Origin of the sequence: Streptosporangium sp. NPDC000095, assembly GCF_042899335.1 — a bacterium.
In the GTDB taxonomy this organism is placed as follows: Bacteria; Actinomycetota; Actinomycetes; order Streptosporangiales; family Streptosporangiaceae; genus Streptosporangium.
In genome coordinates this window covers 119,751-143,432 of the sequence record NZ_JBIAZS010000020.1, presented here as the reverse complement: position 1 = coordinate 143,432, position 23,682 = coordinate 119,751, and the positions used below count along the sequence as shown (strand labels likewise).

The window sequence follows — 23,682 nt, the reverse complement described above, 5'->3', positions numbered from 1 at the left end:
AACCCAGGCTCGTACGAGGGTGTCCATCGGCACCCGCTGCGCTTCGAGGTGGCATGGAAGCAGGTAATCGGCAGCCAGTCAGGTGCAGGCCTCGCGGTCACTCGCGGCGCGGCCGATTCGCGACCGTGCTCTACCCGGCCGCGAGCCCGTCGCTTAAGTTCACTTTGATCGCCTGGTCGCAGGTGGCAGCTCCACCACCTCAGGCGGCAAATCGGCGCTCACGAGTCCGCCTTGGCAGGTCACCGTCCATACTGAGCTCCGCCGTGATGTCGATGACAGCGAGCTGCAACGACACGATGCGCATATCGCGTTCCTGGATTTGAAAGGATCTCGTTCCAGCAAGGCTTGCATCGGATGAAACGTCACCAACCCCGATGAACGATTGTTGAATGAAGAACGACCCCGTAACCATGGAATGGAGCAGTCGAAGGTGACGATAGAGGATATTTCGGTCAGCAACGTGTCGCTCAAGAAGCTGTTCGAGGAGTCCTTCTACACCATCGACTTCTACCAGCGTGAGTACGCATGGGGCGAGGAGGAGGTACGGACCCTCGTCACAGATCTTCGTGACGCCTTTCTCGAAGGAGTCGATGCTGCCGGGACCCGTAGGAAGCCCGAGCCGATGCCGCAGTACTTTTTAGGGCCGTTCGTGTACTACGAGCGCGGGGACAACGTCCGCTCGCTCGTCGACGGACAGCAACGCTTCACCACACTCCACCTGATCTTCATGACCTTGCGATCCATCAGCATCCGCCTCAACGCCCAGGGGCACACCGAGATGCTCACCTCGGTGATCCGCAACTTCGACGAACGATCCAAGCCCCGCTACCGAATCGGCGACGAGGAACGTACCAAAGTCCTGAACGCCATCTATGAAGATCGGCAGTACGAGGGGACACAGGCCGACTCCCTGTCCGTACGAAACCTCTGGCGCCGGAGCCAGGACATCGAGCCGATGCTTCGCGAGGTCCCGGCCGAGTCCTACACGCGGTTCATCGAGTGGCTCCTCAACCGTGTCGTGATGGTCGGTATTCGCGCCAGCGACAGCAACAACGCCTTCCGCATTTTCGAGTCGATGAACGATCGCGGCGCGCGACTCACCGCTGTCGACCTCCTGAAGAGCTACCTGCTGGCCAACGTGGGTGAGGACGAGGACAAGCTCAATCACCAGTGGCGGCACATGCTCGCGGAGCTCACCACCGTGCGCGACGACCGAAGCGCGCCGGGGCATTTCCTCAAGGCCGCGCTCCAGGCCCGATACGCACGCCTTGACGACGAGCACGACGACATGGCGGGAATCGAAAGCGCCCTCAATCTGTGGGTGCGCAGGAACGAGGACCATCTTGGCCTGAGAGGACGTCCAGATCGTTTCCACGCCTTCGTTGAGGAGCTCCTGCGCCTGGCGACCTTCTACCGCACCTTCCTGCATGCCAGCCGAACCCTCCAGGACGGGTTAGAGGCGCTCTACTTCAACGCTAAGAACAGTCTCGACTCGCAGATGATCGCCATCTTCGCCGCGGTCAGGGCGGATGACATCTTGGTAGAGGCAAAAGACAAGGCTCGCCGCATCGCGGCCTACATCGATCGCTGGTACGTACTGAGAATCCTGAGTGACCTCCCTGTCCAGCAACGAGATCTCATGGAGGCGATAAGCGCTCTCCTGCCGGGACTTCGCCGGTGTCGAACCACCGATGACGTCAGTGCTGTGCTCGCCGCCCAGCTTCAAGGGGAAGAACGCGAGTATGCCGTCTTGGAGGGGTTCGGCCTCCGCGGCACCAACCGTGGCCAGGTGAAATACCTGCTGGCGAGGTTGACCGCTTTCGTACAGCAAGGGTGCGGGCAGCATGGTGAGGTTCCCGACTACCTCAGCGACACACGCCCGTACCAGATAGAGCATCTGTTCGCGAACAAGCCGGAGCGGCATCGAGACGAGATCCCGGACGCTCTTCGCTTCCGCTCCCTGCGCAACCAGCTCGGAGGGCTGGTCCTGCTGCCTGACAAGGACAACGCGAGTCTAGGTGCGATGCCGTATGACGAAAAGATCGAGCTCTACGGACGTCACAACGTCCTTGTCGGAGTGCTCGACCAGAGATACCACCGTCGGTTTCCGGGGCTGCGTGAGTTCGTCAAGGCGCACAAGGTGGAAAGTTGCATGCGCTCTTTCGGGACCAAGACGCCCATGGCCACCATCGTTCAGACGCGGCAGGAGTTGTACCTCCGGTTGTGTTCCAAGATCTGGTCTTTCGATCACATGGGACTCAGCGCCGATGACCAGGCGAAGCTCTCCGATCCCTTCCTCAAGCCCGAAGCCGACGAGGTCGCGCCCCCTCCACGGAAGATACGTCTGCGAACGGATGTCGCCCGTATGGTCGCGGCAGGTGTCATCCAGCCGGGTACGCGCATCGTCCTCACCTATCTGGGCTTCAACCACTGGGCACAGATCAATGACGAGGGACGGATCACGTTGGAGGGCACAGGCGGCATTTACAGCAAGATCGATGAGGCGGGAGCGTTCGTGCGCGAGACACGGACCTGCGACGGCATGGGAATGTGGTGCGTCACACGCGAGGACGGCGAGATGCTCTCGCTCAGGGCACTGCGTGATCAGGCCGTCGCCGCAGGCGTTTTGGCTGGTCGCCGGATGTAAAAAGCTTTGCTCAATGGCTTCGTAGGTCTGGCTCTGATCCAGTGGAACGAGTGCACTGGTTGAAAACCGCGACCGCCGCGACTCAGTCGCGTACCGAATTGCCGTCCTAGTACGGCAGCCGCCATTCGTTAGTTGAGCTGGGTGTATTCGGTGGCCAGTCGGGCACGGCGGTGGAACCATCGGGCGCGGGCTTGATGACGGCGTCGCCAGATGGACCATTGCGCGGCGTGTTCCAGCGATGGTGCGCGGGGGGTGGTGGCGTTGAGCAGGCATTTGATCTCAGCAACGGTCAACGGGATCATGCCGGGGTCCTTGGGCGGAGGCTGGTCGGGGCTGGTGGGCGGCGGGGCTTGGGTGTCGGTGCGGAGCCGGGAGGTCGCGGCGCTGACCGCGCAGATGGCCAGTGCCGCCATGACCAGCACGGTGTGGCGCAGGATCGCCTCATACAGGCGGACTTGGGACTGATCAAGGCCGAACAGGTCCTTGCCGAACTCGAAACTTTCCTCCACGGGCCAGCGCAGCCCGGCTGCGGCGATCAGGCGGGGCAGGGTTACGGGCCGGTTGGCGGGGACGAAGCAGTAGTGAAAGGCCAGGTCCCCGGTGCGGCGATGTTTGCGGACCAGCAAAAGGTGGGCCGGCGGTGGCGATCCACGCCCAGGCATAGGTGCGTGCGCCTTTGGAGCCTGCTCCGGCAGAGCGCAGGGTCCATTTCCGTTTCTGCTTCAGATGCTTGGCCACCACCTGATCGCAGGTCAGGCAGGTGCCGCCGCCGAGGGTGAGAGTGAAGGCGGCGCGTACGCGCAACACGTAGGCCTGGTCGTGCTCCTCCAGGAAAGCGCGTAGTTTCGTGCAGGCGCCGTAGACCTCGTCGCCGGTCACGAAGTCCAGGTGAACGCCGTCGGTGTAGGCATCGCGCAGCAGGTCGATGGCCAGTTCGCCCTTGGTGGCGAAGGTGAGGTTCAGGGGCAGGCCGGTGGTGATCGCGGTGATGGGGTCGCTGATCTGCTCGGCGGGGATCCCCTGCTTGGCGGCGATCAGCGCATGCCCCGTACCGGCGCGGATGTAGGCCAGGTGCACAGTGTTGATGCCGTTGTCGACACCGCCGGCGCAGCCCATGTGCTGGCGCTTGACGCCCGCGGTGGCGGTGCCCTTCTTCTCCTGGCCGGTCTCGTCCAGCGCGCCCACCTTCAGGGCTGCGGGCGGGGCGGCGGCGTCCAGGCGGGCAACGGCGAAGCGTCGCACGATGCTCATCGCGCCGGCGGTGTCCCAGCTGGCGCGGTTCAGCAGGCGCTGCGTGGCGTCGGGGCTGTGGTCGCCCGCCCACTCGGCGATCGTCCAGCCGTTGCGTTTGGGCAGGTCGGACATCACGGCGCGGATGTACTTGACAGCTTGCAGCCGTGGTTCGACCCGGGCGAACATCGGCGCCAGTGCGGCCGTCAGATCTTCGGAGTTTCGCCGCACCCGCGCGGCCTCTACCATGAGAGCGGCAGCCGCTCTCGATCTTGTTCTCGTCACACAGACATGATCACGAGCGGCTGCTCTCGTTGTGCGGGATCGCTGTCACAAGGCCGCATCGATCAGCGGCGCATCAGCCCAGCTCAACTAACGAATGGCGGCTGCCGTACTAGGGCGTGTTTTAGAAGTCGGTGATGTGCCTGGTTGGCCGTCCGGGGAAGTGGCGGGCGGCCAACCAGACGGTGAGGTCGCGGGCGATGTCGTTGATGCTGCTTGAGGTAGTGACCTGGTGCTCGTTTCGGGTGCTGTCGCGGCGGACGACCTCGTATCCGCCTTCGTCCAGCACAGCCACCGAGGCGAACCAAACAGGGGCGTCCTCATCGGGCTGGATCACGACGAAGGTGTTGTCGGAGTCGTTCAGATCACTGATCATCATGAACAGCGCGTCCTCGGATGGGTCGTCGATGCGGTCGCCGTTTTCGCTGTCGGCGCCGTAGTACTGAGCCCCCATCTACGCTCTCCCTCTTCGCCCCGCTCAACCTGGTCGCGGTCAGCATGGCATGCGAAAGCGGCCGCTTTGCCGGGTCACAGCCATTCGCCGATCGCGGCAATCAGCACGGTGGCCTCGAAGCGGACCGCGAGCTTGTCAAAGCGGGTGGCCACCGCCCGGTTGCGCTTGAGCCGGTTGATCCCGCACTCGACCGCGTGCCGGGCCTTGTAGTCCTCGCGGTCGAAGGCCGGAGGCCGCCCGCCGGCCCGCCCGCGTCGCTTACGGTTCCCGGCCTGATCGGCCGGCTCGGGGATCGTGCTCCGGATTGCCCTGCTGCGCAGGTAGGACCGGTTGGCGCGAGAGGAGTACGCCTTATCGCCGCGCACCCGCAGCGGACGGACTCGGGGACGCCCCGGCCCGATACGAGGGACCCAAATGCCTTCCAAGACAGCCGTGAACTGTGGGCTATCGCCGCGCTGTCCAGCGGTGACCAGCAAAGACAGCGGCCGCTGGCCTTGCTCGCAGGCCAGGTGAATCTTGGTGGTGAAGCCACCCCGGGACCGGCCCAGGCCGTGATCGGCGGGCTCGACACCGATTCCGCCCGGCGGCTCCTTCTGGGCCGATCCATCGCGACGGGCGCCCGCGGCGTGCTGATGGGCCCGGCAGATCGTGGAGTCGACGTTGACCTCCCACGTGATCAGTCCTGCCGCATCCGCCCGGGCTTGCAGCCCGGTCAGCAGCCTCGGCCACGTGCCATCGCGCTGCCAGCGGCGAAACAGACCATAAACCGTCTGCCAGGGCCCATACTCCGGCGGCAGATCCCTCCACGGAGCACCGGTCCGCACCCGCCAGCGGATCCCGTCTATCAGCCTGCGCCGGTCCACCACCGGCCTGCCCAACACCGCGACCGGCAGCAACGGCTCCAGCACCGCCCACTGCTCATCAGAAAGATCCCCTCGCCCCACACCGAGATCATTACGGTGCGGGGCAAAGGACAGCGTCCACTTCTAAAACACGCCCTAGTCGACGACGAGGTGCCGAACTGAATATCGTCATGATTACGTTCCTGCCGAAAAATCCGGTCCCATCCTCCTTGAAGGCCTTCATGCCCACGACGAAGGACTGTCCTGACCATGGGCGGCACCAGCCGGTACCGCTAGGAAAGCATCGGCGTCAAAGGCGAACGCATCGACCTGTGGCGCGAATCATCCGATACTTACCGATTCGATGGAGAACTTGAGGTCAAAACCCAAGTGATTTACTGAGGTGATCTCAGCGACTTTTATTTCAGGTAGCCGTGTTCGAAGTGCGTGAGGACGAGTGCGGCTTTGACGATGTCGCCGATTCGGCTGGGGCTGGCGGTGATGCGCTGGAGGGTGCGCCAGCGTTGGGTGAGTAGGGCGAAGCCGCGTTCTCCCAGGCAGCGCAGGGCGCGCAGGAGGGCGTTGCGGGTGCGGGTGCCGGGGGCGAGGGGTCGGCCGTCGCAGGGGTGTTTGACCGGGGTGAGGATGCCGATGCCGGCGCCGTCGTAGCCTCCAGGCGGCCAAGGTGGGAAGCCCGTCGGCGGCGGCCTTGTACAGCGCGCCCAGGACGTGGGTGCGGGCGGCGGTCAGGTCGTGCACCGATCCGGGTTCGACGTCGGAGACCCACAGCGGCAGGCCGCAGGGCGCGGACAGGGCCTGGATGTTGCCGCCGTGGTGGCGGGCCTTTCCGGAGTACCACAGGTCGATGGGCTCGCCTTTGACGCTGATGGTCTTTTCGGCGCAGCGGTCGGTGGCGATGATCGTGCCGTCCAGGATCAGGTGGGTGAGGCCCTCATCGGTAGCACGCTGCAGGGCGTGGTGCAGGTCGGGGGCTTGGTCGGCCAAGACGTTGATGACCTCGTCGAGGTAGCGGTAGGCGGTGGCGCGGGAGATGCCGTGGTCGCGGCCGAGGGCGGCCGGGGCGGTGCGGTCGCGAAACCAGCGCAATCCCATCACCGCCTGCTCAAAACAGGTCAGTGCCCGAGAACCCGAGCGGGTGCCCAGTCGGCGGCGCTCGGCCGACAGCAGCAGCGAGAGATGGCAAACCAGCTCCCGGGGGACATCGAGCGTGGCACGATAGGTGATCACGTGGGGCTTTCTGGACTGAAGAAGACTTGTGGTGAGACCTCTTCTACCGAAAGCTCCACGCCTATTTCAGGGGCATCGCGATCCATCCCGGTTCATGTCAGCGGGCGCCGCTTTGAAGGCATCGAATCACAACCGCCCTTATTGATCTTGGTGAGATCACCTCACTGCCGGGCGGCGATCAAACGATTGGTGAGTTCCACCGTGGCCAGGTACCACCAGAAAATCCAGTCCAAGAACGCGGCGTCATAGTCGCCTCGCTGGTCGGCTCTGCGGTGACGCAGGGCATAGCGGTTGGCGATCTCGAACAGCGCGCCTTCGTCTGGTTTGCCGATGTCGTCGCGGATCAACTGACGACGCTCCTCAAGGATTCCGGCCAGCGCGATGATCGCCGAACGCTTGTTTTCGGGCGAGGTGGAGCGGCTACGGAAAAGAGCGATCGCGTGCTCGACCTGGTCCTTGGTATTGGGCGTTGAGGCGTGCAAGACCTGCTGGATGAGATGGCTGCGGGCATCATCGGTGACCGCCACCAACCGCCCGAGGTCTTCCCCTTCGGCGGCGAGCTTGTACTCAATGCCAGCCGAGTGCAGCATGTGGTTGATCTTCCATCGATATAAGGTCTGTCCAGGGACGGCGTGGAACTCCGAGTAGTGCCAGCCGCACTCGTTCCATGAGTGAAATCGGCGTTGACGGGGACGGCTGACCAGGTCATGGAATACCTCTACGAGTCCGTAAAAGGTGTCGTCGTCCCACGCGGTGGGGGTCAGTGGCCACAGTCCGGCGATGCCAAGACGACGATCGATGACCTCCGCAGGGTCTGGGAGTTCTCGATGATCGTCGACGCACTCCTCACCGAACGCCTCCACCAGATAGCCGTTGTCCTCGAACTCGGTGACGGTCCGGGCGAACTCGCGGCGTACATCCCTGAGACCACTGTGTAAGGAAGGGAAGGTGTCGGTGCGGCGCTGCGGCCAGTACGCTCGGGGAGCGGTCGCGTGCCGCAGTTCGCTGGCTCGATCGATCAGCTCGGTGAACCATTCCCGCTGGGGATCACCGTTTGCCGCCTGTGGTGACGCCGACGCCCACGGGTCCGCCGGAGGCCAGGGATCTGCTTGTCCAAAGCCCTTCAGGTTCGCGACATCCTCGAAGTCGGCCACCGCTGTTGTCCCTGACAGCGCCTCGGTCAGTAGCCAGATGACGCGATCGCTCCACATTCCCCCGCTGGAGCGCGCTACCCGCTGTCCCTCGGTGACGAACAATGCCGTGGGCCAAAGGAGTTCGTAGGAGTCCAAGTCCACCATCACAGCGTTCATCCTGGCGCATCGGCCCACCAAAGACTTCAGCATTTACCAAGCGGGGCATTGTTGCGATGGCATGACGACGGCAGTTCCCCGATGTGCATGCCAACCAATGCTGGGACGACTCGATCTGGCCCCTCATGCGGGGAGACGTCATCGTCGATGGCGAGGACCTGTGGCGGCTCACCTCGCGTCGCGCCGCTCAGCTGATCGCCGCGCTTCGCCCGGAGACCTACTTCGATTTCGATGTCACGGTCTGAGAGATAGCCGCGGTGGGACGCATCCAGCACAAGCGTCCCTCTGCTCTGGACACCGCCGAGGACACCGCCATCGTCGCCGACGCCCTCACCCATGCCAGGGTCGTTCATCTCACCGACCGCCGCTACACCGCTCCTTCCGGCGGTGAGAAACAGCATGTACTGCTCGCCCGTGCCCTCGCCCAGCAATCCTCGATCCTGGTGCTCGACGAACCCACCAACCACCTCGACGTCCGCCACCAGTTCGAACTGTTCGACCTGATCACCTCGACCGGTGTCATCGTCGTCGCCGCCCTGCACGACCTCAACCTAGCCGCCACCTACTGCGACCACCTCTACGTTCTCGCCGGGGAACGCATCGTCGCGTGGCCCCCCGCACGACTTCTCACCCCGTCCCTCGGTCAGGGAGGTGTTCGACGTCGACGCCCATGTCACCAGCGTCCCCGGGGCCGAACGCGCCCATCTCATTCTCCGCCCCCCGGGGCGGCATCGGCTCGTGAGGCACAGCGGCGGAGCCGTTAATCGGCCGCTCCGTTCGTGACGCGGCGGGGTACGCGTCGGCGATGGTCTCGTTTACCGAGCCCGTCGGATCACCTCCACAGCTCGCGGGAACTTTTCCGGGTTCGTGTCCGACTCAGGAGGTGGGAGGGACGGGTGGCGACGAGCATGCGGTCCCTCTGCGGTTTCGAGCTTGGTGCCGTCATCGCGGAGCGGGAAGAGGATCGAACCTGGCCGCCTGATTGGCCGTACCTCACGGTGGTGCCCGTTCGACGGGTTATGGATATGTGCCTGAATGTCGATATCGTCATACTTCCGATCGATTGAGAGAATCGTGGACACGAACACGTACGTGGTGCGGGGCATGAACTGTGAGAACTGTGTCGCCTCGCTGACCAAGAAGGCGCACGACGTGCCGGGAGTGACCAGGGTCGCGATCGATCTGCCCACAGGCAGAATGGACGTGACCTGGAGGGGGGTCGCCGACGACCCCGCGATGCGCGGGGTCGTCGAACAGGCCGGATTCCAGGTCGCCTGACGCCGACCCACGGCATCCCACCGACTACAGGGACATCGGTGACAGCGGCACACTTCGTGACGACGGAACTCTCCATCGGCTGCATGACCTGCGCGGGGCCAGCGCGGGCCGGACCGAGTGCAAGCTGAACAGGCTCGACGGGGTCGAGCGTGGCGGTCAACTACTCTCGCCGGCTTCGATTCGACCGATCTGGTGGCCGAGGTGGTGCGCGCCGGATCCACCACCGAGGTGGCTAGGCCGGTCGACGAGTGTTGAGCGCTGTGACCGCTGAAGGAGCGGCTGTAATCTCCGCGGTCCCGGGGTCGGGGTGATTGCCCTGGCCACAGATCCTGTGGACACCGGGCCCGGGGCTCGCCGGCCTTCACTGTGCCGATCGTTTTCTACGGCGGCTGCCCCTTCCACCGGGTCGCGCCTCCGCGCATGTTTGATGATGAGGCACACCACACGGCGGTGCCTGTCTGGTGAACTCAGCTGAGAACCCTGCGGGCCACCGTGGTGATGTGCAGTTCGTCGGGGCCGTCGAGGAGGCGGGCCATCCGGCCGGTGCGAAACAGTGCGGGCAGCGGGGTGTCGGGGCCCAGTCCGGCCGCGCCGTGGACCTGGATGGCCGCGTCGGTGACCTGTTGCAGCGTTCGGGCGGCGGCCACCTTTGCCAGGCCGGTCTCGACCCTGGCGTCCAGTTCCGCCTCCACCAGGGCCACGGCTTCGAACACCAGCGGGCGGGTGGTCCTGATCGCGAGCAGGGCGTCGAAGACGAGCGCCTGGACGAGTTGCAGGTCGGCGAGCCGTCCCGAGGCCGTCGGCCGTGAGCGGGCTCGCTCGCGCATGAGGGTGAAGGCGCGTTCGGCCTGGCCGAGCCAGCGCAGGCAGCGCAGCAGGCGGCCAAGCCTCACCCGTTCGGCGACCACGTGCAGCCCCCGCCCGGCCTCCCCGAGGAGGTGGCCGGGCGGGACGGTGACCGCGTCCAGGGCGATCTCCCACTGGCCGCCCACGCCGAGGACCGGCAGCTCGCGGACCACGCGGAAGCCGGGCGCGCGGGTGGGGACGAGCAGCAGGGACAGGCCGGTCGTGGAGGGTGGGGTGCCGCAGGTGCGGGCGAGTACGGCGGCCAGGTCCGCGTCGCCCGCGCCGGTGACGAACCACTTTCGTCCATGGACCGTCCAGGAGCCGTCGGACTCCTGGACGGCCCGGGTGGTGGTGAGGCCGGGTTCCGAGCCGGGCGCCTCCGGTTCGGTCATCGCGTTGCACATGGTCAGCCGCCCGCTCGCCACCCGGGGCAGGTAGAGGTCTCGTATGGCGGGGTCGGCGTGTTTGACCAGGGTCGTCACGTCCAGCAGCGCCGTGGACCCGAGCACGCCCGGACCATGATCGCTCGCGCCTTCGGCCTCGGCCACGTGCGCGTACTCCGTCAGCGACAGGCCCGCGCCGCCCAGCTCCGCCGGCAGAGGCAGTCCCCAGAGCCCTTCGGCGCGCGCTCGGTGCCTGAGCCGGGCGAGGAGTTCGCGCGCGGGCGCGCCGCCCGCGTCCAGTTCCGCCTCGTGCGGCATGACCTGCTCGCGGACGAATCCGGCCACCCGCTTACGCAGTGCAAGCACCTGCGGTGGGCAGGGGGGTGCGCCCCAAGTCTCCCCGTCGGATAGTCCGGTATCGGTCGTGATGGCGGCCTGCTGTGACATTCCAACTCCAGACATGTCGGGAACTGATTGAAAATTTCATCCGACTTCCTGCTGTGGAACAGGTCGCGTAGACGCGCGGCGGAGTTCCCGTTCGCGGTCAGGCACGACTCGCGGTCACCGCCGCGGGAGAGGAGAGCCATGGCACACCCCGTCACCGTCACGGCGGCGCACCCGCTCGACGGCCTCGGCCTGCGGGCGGTGGGGCCACCCGCCCTCACCGCCGTCGCCGCCCGGCACCTGGTCCTGCTGGGCGCCGCCGACCTCGGATCGGCCGCGTCGGAAGGCCCCGGGATCGTGTCACTCAGTGGTACGGACGGGCGCCCGCTCAGCGCCGAGATCGTCTGGGCCGCTCTCGCCCCGCGGGAGGAGGTGAGCGACGAGGCCACCGCGCAGGCCGCGACCGGGGTCGCCCACGTGCACGGCCGCCGCGACGGCGAGCCGCGTGGCCTGGCCGCGGACTACCTGACGACCGCGTGCTCGGTACTGGCCGTCCAGGGACTCCTGGCCGCCCTGGTCGGGCGGGCCCGCGGTTGTGCGGTCGAGACCGTGCGGACCGGGGTGGACCTGGCCGGGCTGCTCGCCGTCGGCCAGTATCTGGCGGCCGCCACGGCCGGGGACGAGGAGGCGGTGCCGTTCTCGCCCGGCGGGCCGCCCTTCACCACGGCCGATGGTGTGTGTTTCGAGGTCGAGACCCTCGACCCGGCCGCGTGGGTGACGTTCTGGCGAGCCTTGGGGGTGGCCGAGCGTCTCGCCGGATCGGCGTGGAAGTCCTTCCAGTTCCGCTACGCCACCGCCTGCTGTCCACTTCCCGAGGAGTTGCACGCGCAGGCTCGCGCGGCGACCTGGGAGGGCGTGCGGCACGCCGCGACGGAGTCGGGCGCCTCGGTGTGCGCGCTGCGCTCCCTCACCGACCGTCTGGCCGAACCCCGCCCGGCGGCGCCCTGGCGGCTGTCGCCGCTTGTTCCGATGTGCGGACCGCCCGCGCGGGGCACGGAGGCCGAGACCGCCCGCCCCCTGGCCGGGCTCACGGTCCTGGAGGCCGGGCGGCGGATCCAGGCGCCGCTGACCGCCCACCTGCTGGGCCTGCTGGGCGCGGACGTGGTACGGATCGAGCCGCCTGGCGGGGATCCGCTGCGCGGCATGCCGCCCATGTGCGGTGATCTGTCGGCCCGGTGGCTGGCGCTCAACCGGGGCAAACGCGCGGTGGAGATCGACATCAAGTCGGCCGCCGGCCGGGCCGGGCTGCGCGACCTGGTCGCGGACGCGGACGTCTTTGTGCACAACTGGGCGCCGGGCACGGCCGAGCGCCTCGGCCTGGACGACCGCGACCTGTCGGCGGTCAACCCCGCCCTGGTCTACGTCTACACCAGCGGCTGGGCCGGGCGGTTGGCCGACGTGCCGCTGGGAACCGACTTCATGGTTCAGGCCCGCACCGGTGTGGGCGAGGCCGTGCGGCCCGCCGGTGAGCCGGCCGCGCCGTCGCTGATGACCCTGCTGGACGTTCTCGGCGGCCTGCTCGGTGCCGAGGCGGTGCTCGCCGGACTCCTGCTGCGCGAGCGCGACGGCCGCGCCGTGCGGGTGGACTCCTCGCTGCTGGGCGCGGCCGAGCTGCTCACCGGGCCCGCGCTGCGCCGGGCCGCCGACGGTGGGAGGGCCCGCGCTCCGGAGGGTTTCCGCCGTCCCCTGCGGACGACGGACGGTTGGGTGAGCGTCGCCGACGACTCCACCGGACAGGTGGGCGCGACCTCTCTCAACGAGATCACCGCGATGACCTCGGCCGAGGCCCTGGCCTCGCTTCGGCGCCGGGGGCTGCGGGCCACCGCCGTGACGACCTCGCTGGAGGCCCTGCCCGCCGACCCGCGTTTCGCAGCCGCCCTCGCCCGTGACGAGCACGGGGCCCTGGCCGTACCCGCTCCCTGGAGGTTCGCATGACCCTGCACCTGGACGACCTGGTACCCACCACCTTGAGGCGCCGGTGGGCCGCCGAGGGCACCTGCCCGGACCTCGACCTGTACGTCCTGTTTCGCACCCGCCGCCTGGCCGCCCCGGACCGAATCGCGGTGATCGACACGGCGGGCGAGCTCAGCTACGCCGAACTGGACCGCCTGGCCCGGGCGGCCGCGGCAGGGCTGCGCGGGCTCGGCGTCTGCGAGGGCGACGTCGTCGGCGTCCAGCTGCCCAACGGCCGGGACGCGGTCGTGGCGGACCTGGCCGTGGCGGCACTCGGCGCGGTGGCACTGCCGTTCCCCGCAGGTCGGGGGGTGGCCGAAGCGACCTCCCTGCTGAGCCGCTCCGGCGCACGGGCCGTCATCGCCGCCATCGACCACCGGGGCGCCGCCCATGCCCGCGACCTGGTGGCCGCGGCCGGCGATCTGCCGGGCCTGCGGGCGGTGATCGCCGCCGGTCCGCAGGAACCTCCGCCGGGCAGCGTCGCCTGGAGTGAGGTGCTGTCGGCCGACGGCGGCGCCTTCGTCCCGGCCAGGCCTGACCCCGACAGTGCGGCCCGCATCCTGGTCTCCTCCGGGTCGGAGTCGGAACCCAAGATGGTCGCCTACTCCCACAACGCGCTCGCCGGTGGGCGGGGCAACTTCATGGCCACCCTCATCCCCGACGAAAGCACGCCACGCTGCCTGTTCCTGGTCCCGCTCGCCTCGGCCTTCGGTAGCAACGGCACCGCCGTCACCTTGGCCCGGCACGGCGGCTGCCTGGTGCTCCTCGACCATTTCTCCCCCCGGTCCGCGCTGGCCGCGATCCGTGAGCATCGGCCCACCCACGTGCTGGCCGTACCGACCATGATCCGCATGATGCTCGACCACCCGGACTTCGGGACGACCCCACCCCTGACCGCATTGGTACTGGGCGGCGCGGAGCTGGACGCGGCCACGGCCACTGAGGCTGGTGAGGCCTTCGGCTGCCCGGTGATCAACCTGTACGGCTCCGCCGACGGGGTGAACTGCCACAGCGGGTTCCGCCCGGTCCCGATGAACGATCCCGGCCCCGGCGTGGTGGTGGGCCTGCCGGACCCTCGGGTGGCGGAGATCCGCATCGCCGCCGCGCCGGACGGAGAGCAGTTCGGCGAGATCATCGCACGGGGCCCGATGACCCCGATGTGCTACGTCGGCGCACCGGAGCTGAACCAGCGCTACCGCACCGCCGAAGGCTGGGTCCGCACCGGTGACCTGGGTCTGATCGACGCCGACGGGCGGCTGCGCTTGATCGGCAGGCTCAAGCAGGTCGTCATCCGCGGCGGTGCGAACATCAGCCTGGCCGAGGTGGAGCACGCGCTGGCGACCCATCCCGAGGTGCGCGAGGTGGTGTGCCTGGGAGTGTCCGACCAGGTGATGGGGGAGCGGCTGGCGGCCTGCGTGGTGCCGCGCCCCGGCCACGTTCCTGACCTCGCCGGCCTCACCTCCCACCTGCTTCAGCAGGGACTCGATCGGGGCAAGCACCCCGAACACCTGCTGGTGGTGGAGGAACTGCCGCTGACCCCGGCGGGCAAGCCCGACCGGAACGCGCTACGCGATCTACTGCTTCGCGGGTAGCACGGATCAGTGCGATCTTCCCAGGCCGGTGGCAACTCCGGCCCGGTGAGAAACCCCGCAAAACCCAGTCAGCAATTCAGCGCTCAGGGTCGCCTTACCCCTGAGACGCAACTACGCTGGATGCTCGTGGTCATATCAACGGCAGCCGATGGCGGCTCGCTCTCGCTGTACTCCCTGCTGTCCGAACCGGCAGTTGCGCGACCCGATGAGGATCCGCCTGACACTCTGAACACCAAGGCAATCGAAACTGTCGACGAAGATCGCTCGTTCGCTCTGTTTTACGTGCCGGGACTACCTGCGAACTGATCCTTGATGGCGTAGCCTTACGCGATGGTTACGGAAGATTCCGGCGAAGCCTGGCCGACTCCCGAACGGCGCCGAGGGTTATATCGGCGACTTGGCCAGGCCTCGCCATCAGCGATGAGTGAACCACCACCTGACACGATAATCACCGAAGCGATCGAAACTGTCGACAACGACCGAGCGGTCGGTGCGTTTCCGGGCACCGGCCTTCCTATGCCGTGAGCCAATCATCCGCCTCGATCGTGATCGGCGACCTGGATGACCCGCATGCCATGGCGGTCCTCGATCAGATTAAATCTTCGCCTCCGCCGTATGTTATGAACGCTGCCACGTTGGCAGATAGCGTTTATTGCATGCAGGACGCCCGGCTGACTCTTACCGGCAATGATGCGAATATCGAGCTGGCTTCGGACCGAGGCATCCGCGGATGGATCCGTCGGCTGGCTCCCGCCGACTGGAACCGAGGGGTAGCGGTCGAGTCTCTCGAGGCCGCAGAGAAGACGGCCTGGCTGACACTTCTCACAGCTGCGCTACGCACCTGTGGCGTCGAATGGCTTACGGACATCGATGCACTCATCACCTCAGAAAACAAACTCGTTCAATATGCTGCGGCCATGCGGATCGGGGTTCGCACTCCACCCACTGTTGTCACTAACGATCCCGTAGCGGTGCGGGATGCAGTGGGTTTCGATCTCGTTCTCAAGCCGCTTGGTCCGGGGCATTTTTTCGACGGCGATCAGCCCTTCACGGTGTTCGCAACCGCCGTAAACGCCGACTCTCCCGAGTTGCAGGCGCTCGCGGCGGCACCCTTTTTGATTCAGGAACGGATCGCGGCCCGTTCTCACCTACGTGTTGTGACGGTCTGCGGCGATGCTTGGGGGGCTGAGCTTGACGCATCAGGTCAGCCGATGGACTGGCGCGCCGCCCCGATTGCGCATCGATCGTTCACTCCTGTTGATCTACCAGAGGAGGTTGCAGGCGGAGCCCTTTCCATTGCGGCCGAACTGAGCTTGGGCTACACCAGCCAGGATTGGGTGATCGGCGATGACGGCGCCTACTTGTTGGACGTTAACCCGGCGGGCCAATGGCTTTTCCTTCCCTCTAGCGTCGCAGATCCGGTCACATCGGCTATCGCCTCCTGGCTGGGGCGGAATTCATAGTGGCAGAAAAAGATGCGCTGCCATCTGAAGTCACGGTTTATCTTCGGCATCTATCCGGGCTATGGCCTGGTCGCAAGGTGCCCGTTTTCGCTCTTCACCGTGTTGAACCCGGTGAAATGCGCGATTGGGACTCGGTAGAGTTAACTCTTCTCGTCGAAGAAGGGCGCCGACAGCTCGATCGGCAGTTGAGTGACCTGGAGCAGATTCGCGGACGCGCCCAATTTCTGTTTCCGACCGCTCTCGCGCTTCTCCTGGTCGTCCTTGCTAGCGTTCAAACCATAACTGCGGCTCCGACTCCATGGTCGTTTGTCGTCTGGTGCGTAAGCATCACCAGCACGATGCTTGGGCTTTTGGGGTCAGCTGCCGTCACCGTGGTTCGCAAAGAGATCGGTACTATCGACAGCACACGGCTTTCGAGACAGTCGCCACCGATTCTCCCGATTCTCGCGCTTTCCTATGCGCGTACGGTACGCATTGGAGAAAACACCGTCGCCACACACATCACTGTGTTCCGAGACGCGGTACTGCTTGTTCTTTTAGGTGTGATCACCCAAGGATTCGCATGGCTCCTCGCCGTTTTCTAATATGCCTCGCTGCTGTGCAGGGTGCGCCTCCCGGACCGGGGTGACTCCGGCCCGGGAAAGGGTCTTCGATCAGGCGGCCCGGTCGGCGGCTTGCAGCGATTCGATGAGCTGGGTGCGGGCTCGCGCGACCCGGGAGCGCACCGTGCCGATCGGACAGCCGATCAACAAGGCGGCTTCGGCGTAGGGCAGGCCGACGATCTGGGTGAGCACGAAGGCCTCACGCCGCTCGCGGGGCACCTTGGCCAGCAGGTCCGCCAGGACCACTCCGTCCTCACGCCCCGGTAGCCCACGGGGCTGACATCGTTCGGCGGCGGCCTGCCAGTCGGCGAGATCGGCGATCTTTGGACGGCAGGACGCCGATCGGAACCGGTCGACGACGACTCTCCGGGCGATGGACAAAAGCCAGGTCCGGGCCGACGAGCGGCCGGCGAAGCGGGGCAGACTCCGCAGGACGCGCACGAACGTCTCCTGGGTCAGGTCCTCCGCCGACGGGGTCCCGGCCAGGTAGGCGATGAATCTGCTTACATCGGTGTAGACCGCACGGGTGAAGGCCTCGACGTCCGCGGGCGCTCCTCCGCGCGCGGCCAGTGCGAGCACCGTCAGCTGCTCGTCAGAGCATGCGGGGGTGTCATGGTCGGGGGCGCGGTGGTCGCGCGTGACAGAACTCATGATGGTCGTTCCTTGGGTCGCGGTGCAGAACGGATACACGGTCCGGAGATGGGTGGCCCCTGACGGGCTGGTGGAGGAGACAGGGGCACAGGGGCGGGGCGGCCACTGGGGCCGGGCAGGTGGGCCACGAGGGCGTGGTGCGCGAGGTGGCCGGACGGCTTCTCGTGCGGGTCGCGTCATCGCGCCCGCTCTCGTGGGAACCTCGGCGGGCCCGCGAGCGACTGTCTGGAGCGCGGTCGTCACCAGGACTCCGCCAGGGGAAGGAGGCCGCGATGCGGCTGGAACGACCGGCAGGCCCCGCTCCCGGCATGGCCGGGGAACGGTGGGTGACCGTTCTGCTCACCGCGGCCATGGGTGTGTCGATGCTTCAGCTCTTCCTGATCGGTGCGCTCGGCCCGCGCCTGGTCGGGGAGGCGGGTATCTCCCGTGCGGCGATCGGCCTGACCACGACCGCCGGGTTCGGGGTCGCCGCGCTGTTGTCGCTCACCGCCGGTCGCTGGGTGGACCGGCTGGGCGCCCGTCGCAGCCTGGTCGCCCTGCTGCTGCTGGCCGCGGTGGCGCTGGCCCTGATCGGCGCCGCCTCGAACACGTTCGTCCTGCTGGCGGCGGTGGCCCTGGGCGGGCTGCCGCAGGCGCTGGCCAACCCCGCGACCAACAAGATCATTTTGGCTGTGGTCGAACCGGCCAGGCGCGGCGCGGTCACCGGCTGGAAGCAGTCCGGGGTGCAGCTCGGCGCCTTCGCGGCGGGACTGCCGCTGGCGGCGCTCGCCGCCTGGACGGGATGGCGTGGTTCGGTGTGGACGGCCGCCGCGCTCGCCGCCCTCGTCGCCTACTGGGCCCTTCGCGCGCTGCCGCCCGACCCCGGCCTCGCGCAGGCGCCGCCTCCTTTGGACATGCCGCGCGCCCGCGTCGGCCGGCTGGCGCTGTTCTCCTTCCTGCTGGGGTGCGGGATCGCCGCGGTGAACACCTACCTCGCGCTGTTCGGGGTGGAGCGGCTGGGATTGGGGCCGGTCGTGGCGGCATGGTTGATCGCCGCGCTGGGCGTCACCGGGGTGGCGGGCCGGGTCGGCTGGTCGCGGCGGGCCGGCCGTCTGGGCCGGCCCGAAGTGCTTTTGGCCCCCCTCGCGGCGGGAGCGTGCGGGGCCGCCCTGCTGCTCGTGGCGGCCTCGTCGGTTCCCTTTCTGGTCTGGGCCGGGGCGGCGGCCGTCGGCGCCTTCGCCGTCGCGGGCAACGCGGTCACGATGGTCGCGGTGATCAAGCGTGCCGACCCTCGTAGTGCCGGTCGTGCCTCCGGGCTCGTCTCGGCGGGTTTCTTCACCGGCTTCGCCTCCGGGCCGCCACTGTTCGCGATCCTCGTCGAGCTCATGGGGTACGGGCCGGGCTGGGTGCTGGTGGCCGCCGAGTTCGCCGCCGCTGCCGCCGTCGCGGCACCACTGCGGTTCCGGGCCGGAGCGCGCCGATGATCTGGGCGCAGAAAGCGCTGGTGGAGCTTTTGGTTCGGGCAGGGACAACCGAAACCGAAGTGGCCGGGCGATGGCCGCTACACGCAGACCCCGGCTCCGGCCGTTGGACGACCACCGCCCGCGGGTCATGGACCGGTGGTTTCTGGGCGGGCCTGCTCTGGCTGCGGGCGATCATGAGCGGTGATCTCGCCGACCGAGCCGCCGCGACCGGCCGCACCGCGCTGCTCGGCCCCTGGATCGAGGCCGACACCGCGACCCGGGGTCTGATCTTCTGGTACGGCACCGCGTTCGGCGTGGCGGGTGGGGACGCCGCGGCGGCGGCGCTTCGCGACCGCGCGGCCCGCGCCTGCCTGAACGCCTACGACCCCGGGCTCGGGCTGGTGCCCTGGGGGGAGGCGTTCGGCGGTCCCCGCGAGGTGGCTCGGGTCGACGGGCTGCCCGGCCTCCTGCAACTCCTGCGCCTGTCGGGGCCCGCCGGGATCACGGCCGCCCGTACCCAGCTCGATCTGCAGCTCGGGCTGACGACGGGTGAGCGGGAACTGCGCCCGGCCTGGCGGGCACTGCCGGACGGCGCCTGGGCGCACCATTCCGATCCGGCGCCCGGCTGGAGTCGTACGGTGGCGTGGCTGTCGCTGGCGGTCGCCGACGCAGGTGACGAGGGTGAGCGGCAAAGGCTGCTGGGCCATTCCCAGGTGACGGCCCGCTTCGCGGCAGCCTCGCCCGCCATCCCCCTGGCATGTCCCGGCGGGCCGCCGGACACCTCGGCCGCCGCGATCGAGGCCGTCGCCGCTCTCAAGCTGGCCGCGCGGGCCTCTGGGGACGAGGCGGCCCGGCTGCGGGATCGGGCCGCCGCCGTGCTCCGCGAACTGGTCACAGAGCACCTGCACGACGGCCGCCTCCTGAACGGGTGCTACGACGTCGGCCATGGGGTGGCCACTCGCCACGAACTGGTATGGGGCGATTTCTTCCTGGCCGTGGGGCTGGCGATCCTCACCGGAGTGATCAGCCCCTTCGCCTGCTGAGCGTCGTGGTAAGCGCCTGGGCGACGGCCTGCTCCGGATGATCCGGCAGCCGGGGACACCGCCAGGCGACGTGGTCGTCAGGACGTATGAGGACGGCCCCGTCGGTCTCGATGCCGTAGGCAGCGGCGATATCTGTGTCTCCCGCGTGCACCAGCAGCGGCACACCCTCCGGCGCCGACTCTCGCCAGGCTGCTCCGTCCGGTCCGGTGAGCAGGGTGAAGCCGGTGCCGACGAGGTCAAGCGTGGAGATCTCGTGCCCGTCATGGCGCATCCACAGGTGGGGAGCGCGATGTCCTGGGCGGGCTGAGGGCTGGTAGGCGGAGACCGGATCCGGTAGGTCGGGTGACGGTGTGCCGTCGGAGACCACCGCCGCGCCGGGGCCGTCGTAGGCATAGCCCAAGACGAGCCCGTCACTGGGGCGCGAGCGGGGCAGGGGCCCGTCCACGCCCGGAATGACGGCGGTGGATTCCAGCGTCGCGAGCAGGCTGCGACGGCTCTGGGTGACGGTGTCGGCCCCGACGGGGCGCCGCTCGGCCTCATAGGAGTCGAGTAGCTCGGGCCCCGCCCAGCCCTGCAGGACGGCGGCGAGTTTCCAGACAAGGTTGTCGGCGTCCTGGATGCCGCAGTTCATCCCGAATCCGCCGTAGGGAGTCATGGCATGTGCCGCGTCTCCGGCCAGGAACACCCGGCCTGCCCGGTAACGGTCGGCCAGCAACGCGGCGGCGGTCCACTCCTGGGTCGCGATCACGTCGATGTCGAGATCCGGTACGGCCGCCGCCGCGCGGATCAGATCGGCGCAGTCGCGGGGGGTCAGGTCGTCGACCGCGCGGCGCGCGGGGTCGTGGACGAGGTTGAACAGCCACCGGCGCCGGTTGTCCACCGTCATGAACGTGCCGGTCAGTGCGGGATTGGCGATGGTGTAGATCAGGCTGAGCCGGTCGGCGAGGTGTGGGCGCAGGTCGGCTTCGAACAGGATGTTGAGATTGCGGCTGAGGGCGGCTTCGCCCGACATGGCGATGCCGAGCTCACGCCGTACGAAACTGTCGGCGCCGTCTGCGGCGACGACATAGGTGGTACGGATCGTCGAGGTCTGTCCGTCGGTGTCGCGCAGCCGCGCGGTCACCCCCTGCTCGTCCTGTTTCAACGCGATCAGTTCCTGGCCGAAGTGCACCCAGCCGGGGCCGAGCGACTCGGCGTGCTCGCGCAGCAGCGGCTCCAGCACGTCTTGGGAGCAGACCGCGGTGAAGGCAGGGCTGAAGGCCGCCCGCGCCGGGTCGGGCAGGTTGCTGTTACGGATGTGGTCGGCGCAGGTCAGGGAGGTGCCGAAGAAGAAGTGCAGGCTCTCCTCGCGGGGAACTCCGGCGGCCAGCACGGCCTCCTCCAGGCCGTAGCGGCGCAGCACCTCCATGGTGCGGATGCTGAGCGCCCGCCCCTTAGGGAAGGCCGAGGTGGCCGCATGCCGTTCGACGAGCAGCGAGGGCACCCCGAACCCGGACAGCGCGATCGACGCGCACAGGCCGACCGGTCCTCCGCCGACGATGAGCACGGGAACGTCCACGTGCCTCCTTCCAGAAAAAAAGGGGGGCGGGGCGGCTCGTACGGAACCGCCCCGCACAATCGGTCAGCCCAGGGCCTCGGTCAGCGCGTCGGCGCCTGCCCGGTACACGGCGAGCAGATCCAGCCCCTGGTCGGGGAAGTTGTTGATGACCACACGCTTGGCCTCGACACCCGCGAGGGCGTCCCCACCGGGCATGGCGGAGTTGTCGAGCACCAGCCGGGGCTTCTTGGCGGCCAGCTCGGAGATCTGGCTGGCGGTGGGCGGCTGCGGGCCGAACACCCCGGCGGGCTGAGCGCCGGCCAGATCGGAGGCCCAGGCCACGAACGCCTGCGAGACGATCACCGGCGCGGTGCCCTTGGTGGCGGTGGTGACCTTCTCCCTCAACGCGGTGTACTCGGTGTCGAAGGCCGCGGTCCACGCCTCGGCGGCCTGGGCGGTGCCGAACTCACCGCCCAGGCGCCGCACCTCGGCCTTGACCTTGTCGGGGGCGTTGTCCAGGGAGACCTCGATCAGCTTGGCCTTGGACCCGGCGGCCTCCTTGAGCTTGCCGGCGAAACCCTCGAAGGCGGCGTACAGCACCACGTCGGCCTCGGCCACTTTCGCCAGATCCGACGGCTTGGGGTCGTAGTCGGCGGCGTGGTGCACGCCGGGTGGGACGATCACCGTGATGTCGGTCGCGCCCGCGGCCTTGGCGAACCCCGCCTCCCAGGTGGAGGCGGCGACCACCTTCAAACCGCCTCCCGTGGATGAAGTGGGAGAAGCGGAGGGGGAAGCCTCCTCGGTGCTCCCGCAGGCGGCCATGGCCAGCGCGGCGACAGCGGCCAAGGCAGCGAGACGGAATCGGCGCAAGATGATCATTTCGTGAGGATCCTTTCCGGAATCGAGTAGAGAAGGACGGTGCAGACCCCGCCGACCAGCACCAGCACCGGACCGGGCGGGAAGTCGAAGAGCAGGGCGAGGAAGAAGCCGCCCAGGTTGAAGACCAGCCCGAAGGCGACCGACCAGCCGACCATGGCCGACAGTGACCGGCCGACCCGGCGCGCGGCCAGGGCGGGCAGCAGGGTGAGCGCGTCGACCAGCAACGCCCCGGTCAGCCGGATGGCCGAGGCGATCGCCACCGCGATCACCACCAGCAGGACGAGCGTGAGCCGCTCCACGGCCACGCCCGAGCAGATGGCCAGCTCACGGTCGTGCAGCAGCAGGGCCAGGTCCTTCCTGCGCAGCCCGTACAGCACCGGGACGAGCGCGGCCAGGACGGCGAGCGCGGCCACGTCCCCGGGGCGGGTGGCCAGGATCGACCCCCACAGCAGCTCGAACGCCCCGTTGGCGTTCACCCCGGAGATCGACAACACCAGCAGCGCCGCCGCGATGGCCAGCGTCATCAGCAGGCCCATCGCCCCCGACAACCCCGCGCTGCTGCGGGCCAGCGGCGTGAGCGCACCACCGGTCAGCCCGCACAGCACCAGCGCGCACAGCAGCGGATCCAGCCCGGTCAGCAGGCCGATCGCGATGCCCAGCAGCGCCACGTGCATCATCGCGAAACGGACCGGCATGATGTCCAGCCCCACGATGAACACCCCGACGATCGGCAGCGCCACCGAACCGAGCAGCAGCGCCACCAGGGCCAGCCGGACCGAGGGAATCTCCAGCAGCGTCCAGATCGAGTTCACCGGACCTCCCGCAGCCGCCCGGCGGCCATCTCGGCCACCCGCCCGCACGCCTGGGCGACCACCCGGTCATGGGTGACCACCACCACGCTCACCGCCAGCCCGGCCAGCACGCCGGCGACCTGCTCCTGACCGGCGAAGTCCAGCGCCGCGGTCGGCTCGTCGGCCAGCACCAGCCCCGCCCCGGCCGCGACCTGTCCCAGCGCCCGCGCCAGATAGGCGCGCTGCAACTGGCCACCCGACAGGGTGGCCAGCGGGCGTTCCAGCAGTGCGCCCACTCCCAGGTCTTCGGCCGCGGCGAACGCCCGCTCGGCGTGTCCGCCGCTGGCCAGTAGCTCGCGCACCAGCAGCGGAAAGCGGCCGGCCGCTTGGCGCTGCGGGATCCAGGCGACCTCGGAGCGGCGGCGGGCCCAGTCGGCCGGCGTGCGCGCCCGCCGTCCCGAGACCTCGATCACCCCGGAGACCTCGCGATGCAGTCCAAGAAGCGCGCGCAGCAGCGTGCTCTTGCCCGAGCCGTTGGTGCCGGTGATGGCCAGATGCTCGCCAGGGGCGAGCGCCAGGTCGACGGCGTCCACCGCGAGGAGCCGGCCGTGCCGACAGCTCACGGCGGACAGGCGTAGACCGGCGGCGGACGCCGGGGAACCGGACAAGGGGACGGGGACGGGGACGGGCATGGGCGTACTCCGGTTGGGGGGGAGGGGCACGGCGGCAGCAGGGCGGACCGGGTCCGCCCGGGAGGGCATCGTG

General features: G+C 68.2%; 21 protein-coding genes and 1 pseudogene. 10 read left to right on the top strand and 12 right to left on the bottom strand.

Features of this window, described 5'->3' with window-relative positions; translation table 11 throughout:
* The first annotated feature begins 430 nt into the window (after positions 1 to 430).
* On the top strand, positions 431 to 2,647 hold the full coding sequence (locus ACFY3V_RS34350) for a DUF262 domain-containing protein (RefSeq protein WP_362904180.1): 2,217 nt from the start codon (positions 431 to 433) through the stop codon (positions 2,645 to 2,647).
* A gap of 128 nt (positions 2,648 to 2,775) precedes the next feature.
* Here ACFY3V_RS34350 and ACFY3V_RS34345 read toward each other — a convergent pair whose 3' ends face one another.
* The 6 genes and pseudogenes from ACFY3V_RS34345 to ACFY3V_RS34320 form a co-directional block, all read right to left on the bottom strand.
* A complete protein-coding gene (locus ACFY3V_RS34345; RefSeq protein ID WP_389779301.1) occupies positions 2,776 to 3,156 on the bottom strand; it encodes a hypothetical protein in 381 nt (126 codons plus the stop codon).
* Positions 3,113 to 4,108: a transposase gene (locus ACFY3V_RS34340; RefSeq protein WP_389779299.1), complete on the bottom strand. Its 996-nt coding sequence runs from the start codon at positions 4,106 to 4,108 to the stop codon at positions 3,113 to 3,115. Before ACFY3V_RS34340 ends, ACFY3V_RS34345 begins: the two co-directional genes overlap by 44 nt.
* Positions 4,109 to 4,283: 175 nt before the next feature.
* Positions 4,284 to 4,613, bottom strand: coding sequence for a hypothetical protein (locus ACFY3V_RS34335; protein WP_362900094.1), 330 nt, complete (start codon positions 4,611 to 4,613; stop codon positions 4,284 to 4,286).
* Between the two features lie 74 nt (positions 4,614 to 4,687).
* Positions 4,688 to 5,557, bottom strand: a complete 870-nt coding sequence (locus tag ACFY3V_RS34330) for an IS5 family transposase (protein WP_362926870.1) — start codon at positions 5,555 to 5,557, stop codon at positions 4,688 to 4,690.
* A 317-nt stretch (positions 5,558 to 5,874) separates the two neighbouring features.
* Positions 5,875 to 6,703 (bottom strand): annotated as a pseudogene (locus tag ACFY3V_RS34325) (transposase family protein).
* A gap of 161 nt (positions 6,704 to 6,864) precedes the next feature.
* Positions 6,865 to 8,046, bottom strand: a complete 1,182-nt coding sequence (locus ACFY3V_RS34320; protein WP_362904763.1) for a hypothetical protein — start codon at positions 8,044 to 8,046, stop codon at positions 6,865 to 6,867.
* Positions 8,047 to 8,096: 50 nt separating this feature from the next.
* Here ACFY3V_RS34320 and ACFY3V_RS34315 point away from each other — a divergent pair, with 50 nt between their 5' ends.
* From ACFY3V_RS34315 to ACFY3V_RS34305, 3 genes are all read left to right on the top strand, one after another.
* Positions 8,097 to 8,258 carry a hypothetical protein gene (locus tag ACFY3V_RS34315; RefSeq protein WP_362904761.1) on the top strand — a complete coding sequence of 54 codons (162 nt, stop codon included), beginning with the start codon at positions 8,097 to 8,099 and terminating at the stop codon, positions 8,256 to 8,258.
* Positions 8,259 to 8,270: 12 nt separating this feature from the next.
* Entirely contained in the window at positions 8,271 to 8,777 is a 507-nt protein-coding gene (locus tag ACFY3V_RS34310) for an ABC transporter ATP-binding protein (RefSeq protein WP_362904759.1), read from the top strand.
* 310 nt (positions 8,778 to 9,087) lie between these two features.
* Positions 9,088 to 9,291 (top strand): heavy-metal-associated domain-containing protein, encoded by a 204-nt coding sequence (locus ACFY3V_RS34305; RefSeq protein WP_362904757.1) that lies wholly within the window; start codon positions 9,088 to 9,090, stop codon positions 9,289 to 9,291.
* 467 nt (positions 9,292 to 9,758) lie between these two features.
* Here the strand turns inward: ACFY3V_RS34305 and ACFY3V_RS34300 are convergent, their stop codons facing one another.
* A complete protein-coding gene (locus tag ACFY3V_RS34300; protein WP_362904755.1) occupies positions 9,759 to 10,886 on the bottom strand; it encodes an acyl-CoA dehydrogenase family protein in 1,128 nt (375 codons plus the stop codon).
* A gap of 219 nt (positions 10,887 to 11,105) precedes the next feature.
* On the opposite strand from ACFY3V_RS34300, the gene ACFY3V_RS34295 reads away from it, so the two are divergent.
* From ACFY3V_RS34295 to ACFY3V_RS34280, 4 genes are all read left to right on the top strand, one after another.
* Entirely contained in the window at positions 11,106 to 12,899 is a 1,794-nt protein-coding gene (locus ACFY3V_RS34295) for a CoA transferase (RefSeq protein ID WP_362904752.1), read from the top strand.
* Positions 12,896 to 14,509, top strand: a complete 1,614-nt coding sequence (locus ACFY3V_RS34290) for a class I adenylate-forming enzyme family protein (protein WP_362904751.1) — start codon at positions 12,896 to 12,898, stop codon at positions 14,507 to 14,509. Before ACFY3V_RS34295 ends, ACFY3V_RS34290 begins: the two co-directional genes overlap by 4 nt.
* A gap of 545 nt (positions 14,510 to 15,054) precedes the next feature.
* Positions 15,055 to 15,972: a hypothetical protein gene (locus ACFY3V_RS34285; RefSeq protein ID WP_362904748.1), complete on the top strand. Its 918-nt coding sequence runs from the start codon at positions 15,055 to 15,057 to the stop codon at positions 15,970 to 15,972.
* A complete protein-coding gene (locus tag ACFY3V_RS34280) occupies positions 15,972 to 16,556 on the top strand; it encodes a hypothetical protein (RefSeq protein WP_362904746.1) in 585 nt (194 codons plus the stop codon). Before ACFY3V_RS34285 ends, ACFY3V_RS34280 begins: the two co-directional genes overlap by 1 nt.
* Before the next feature lie 69 nt (positions 16,557 to 16,625).
* On the opposite strand, the gene ACFY3V_RS34275 is transcribed toward ACFY3V_RS34280, so the two are convergent.
* Positions 16,626 to 17,225, bottom strand: a complete 600-nt coding sequence (locus tag ACFY3V_RS34275) for a sigma-70 family RNA polymerase sigma factor (RefSeq protein ID WP_389779294.1) — start codon at positions 17,223 to 17,225, stop codon at positions 16,626 to 16,628.
* A gap of 272 nt (positions 17,226 to 17,497) precedes the next feature.
* Between ACFY3V_RS34275 and ACFY3V_RS34270 the strand changes: the two genes are divergently transcribed.
* Together ACFY3V_RS34270 and ACFY3V_RS34265 are read left to right on the top strand one after the other, a co-directional pair.
* Entirely contained in the window at positions 17,498 to 18,688 is a 1,191-nt protein-coding gene (locus ACFY3V_RS34270) for an MFS transporter (protein ID WP_389779292.1), read from the top strand.
* A gap of 59 nt (positions 18,689 to 18,747) precedes the next feature.
* The gene (locus tag ACFY3V_RS34265; protein ID WP_362904740.1) at positions 18,748 to 19,710 is read left to right on the top strand and encodes a hypothetical protein; all 963 of its coding nucleotides are present in this window, start codon (positions 18,748 to 18,750) and stop codon (positions 19,708 to 19,710) included.
* On the opposite strand, the gene ACFY3V_RS34260 is transcribed toward ACFY3V_RS34265, so the two are convergent.
* The 4 genes from ACFY3V_RS34260 to ACFY3V_RS34245 all read right to left on the bottom strand — a co-directional run bounded on the left by ACFY3V_RS34260 (position 19,691) and on the right by ACFY3V_RS34245 (position 23,540).
* Entirely contained in the window at positions 19,691 to 21,268 is a 1,578-nt protein-coding gene (locus tag ACFY3V_RS34260) for an FAD-dependent monooxygenase (RefSeq protein WP_389779289.1), read from the bottom strand. The genes ACFY3V_RS34265 and ACFY3V_RS34260 overlap by 20 nt on opposite strands.
* A gap of 63 nt (positions 21,269 to 21,331) precedes the next feature.
* Complete coding sequence (locus tag ACFY3V_RS34255) at positions 21,332 to 21,994, bottom strand: metal ABC transporter solute-binding protein, Zn/Mn family (protein ID WP_389779326.1); 663 nt, start codon at positions 21,992 to 21,994, stop codon at positions 21,332 to 21,334.
* A 128-nt stretch (positions 21,995 to 22,122) separates the two neighbouring features.
* Entirely contained in the window at positions 22,123 to 22,938 is an 816-nt protein-coding gene (locus tag ACFY3V_RS34250) for a metal ABC transporter permease (RefSeq protein ID WP_362904734.1), read from the bottom strand.
* A complete protein-coding gene (locus tag ACFY3V_RS34245; protein ID WP_362904732.1) occupies positions 22,935 to 23,540 on the bottom strand; it encodes an ATP-binding cassette domain-containing protein in 606 nt (201 codons plus the stop codon). Before ACFY3V_RS34245 ends, ACFY3V_RS34250 begins: the two co-directional genes overlap by 4 nt.
* Positions 23,541 to 23,682: the final 142 nt, after the last annotated feature.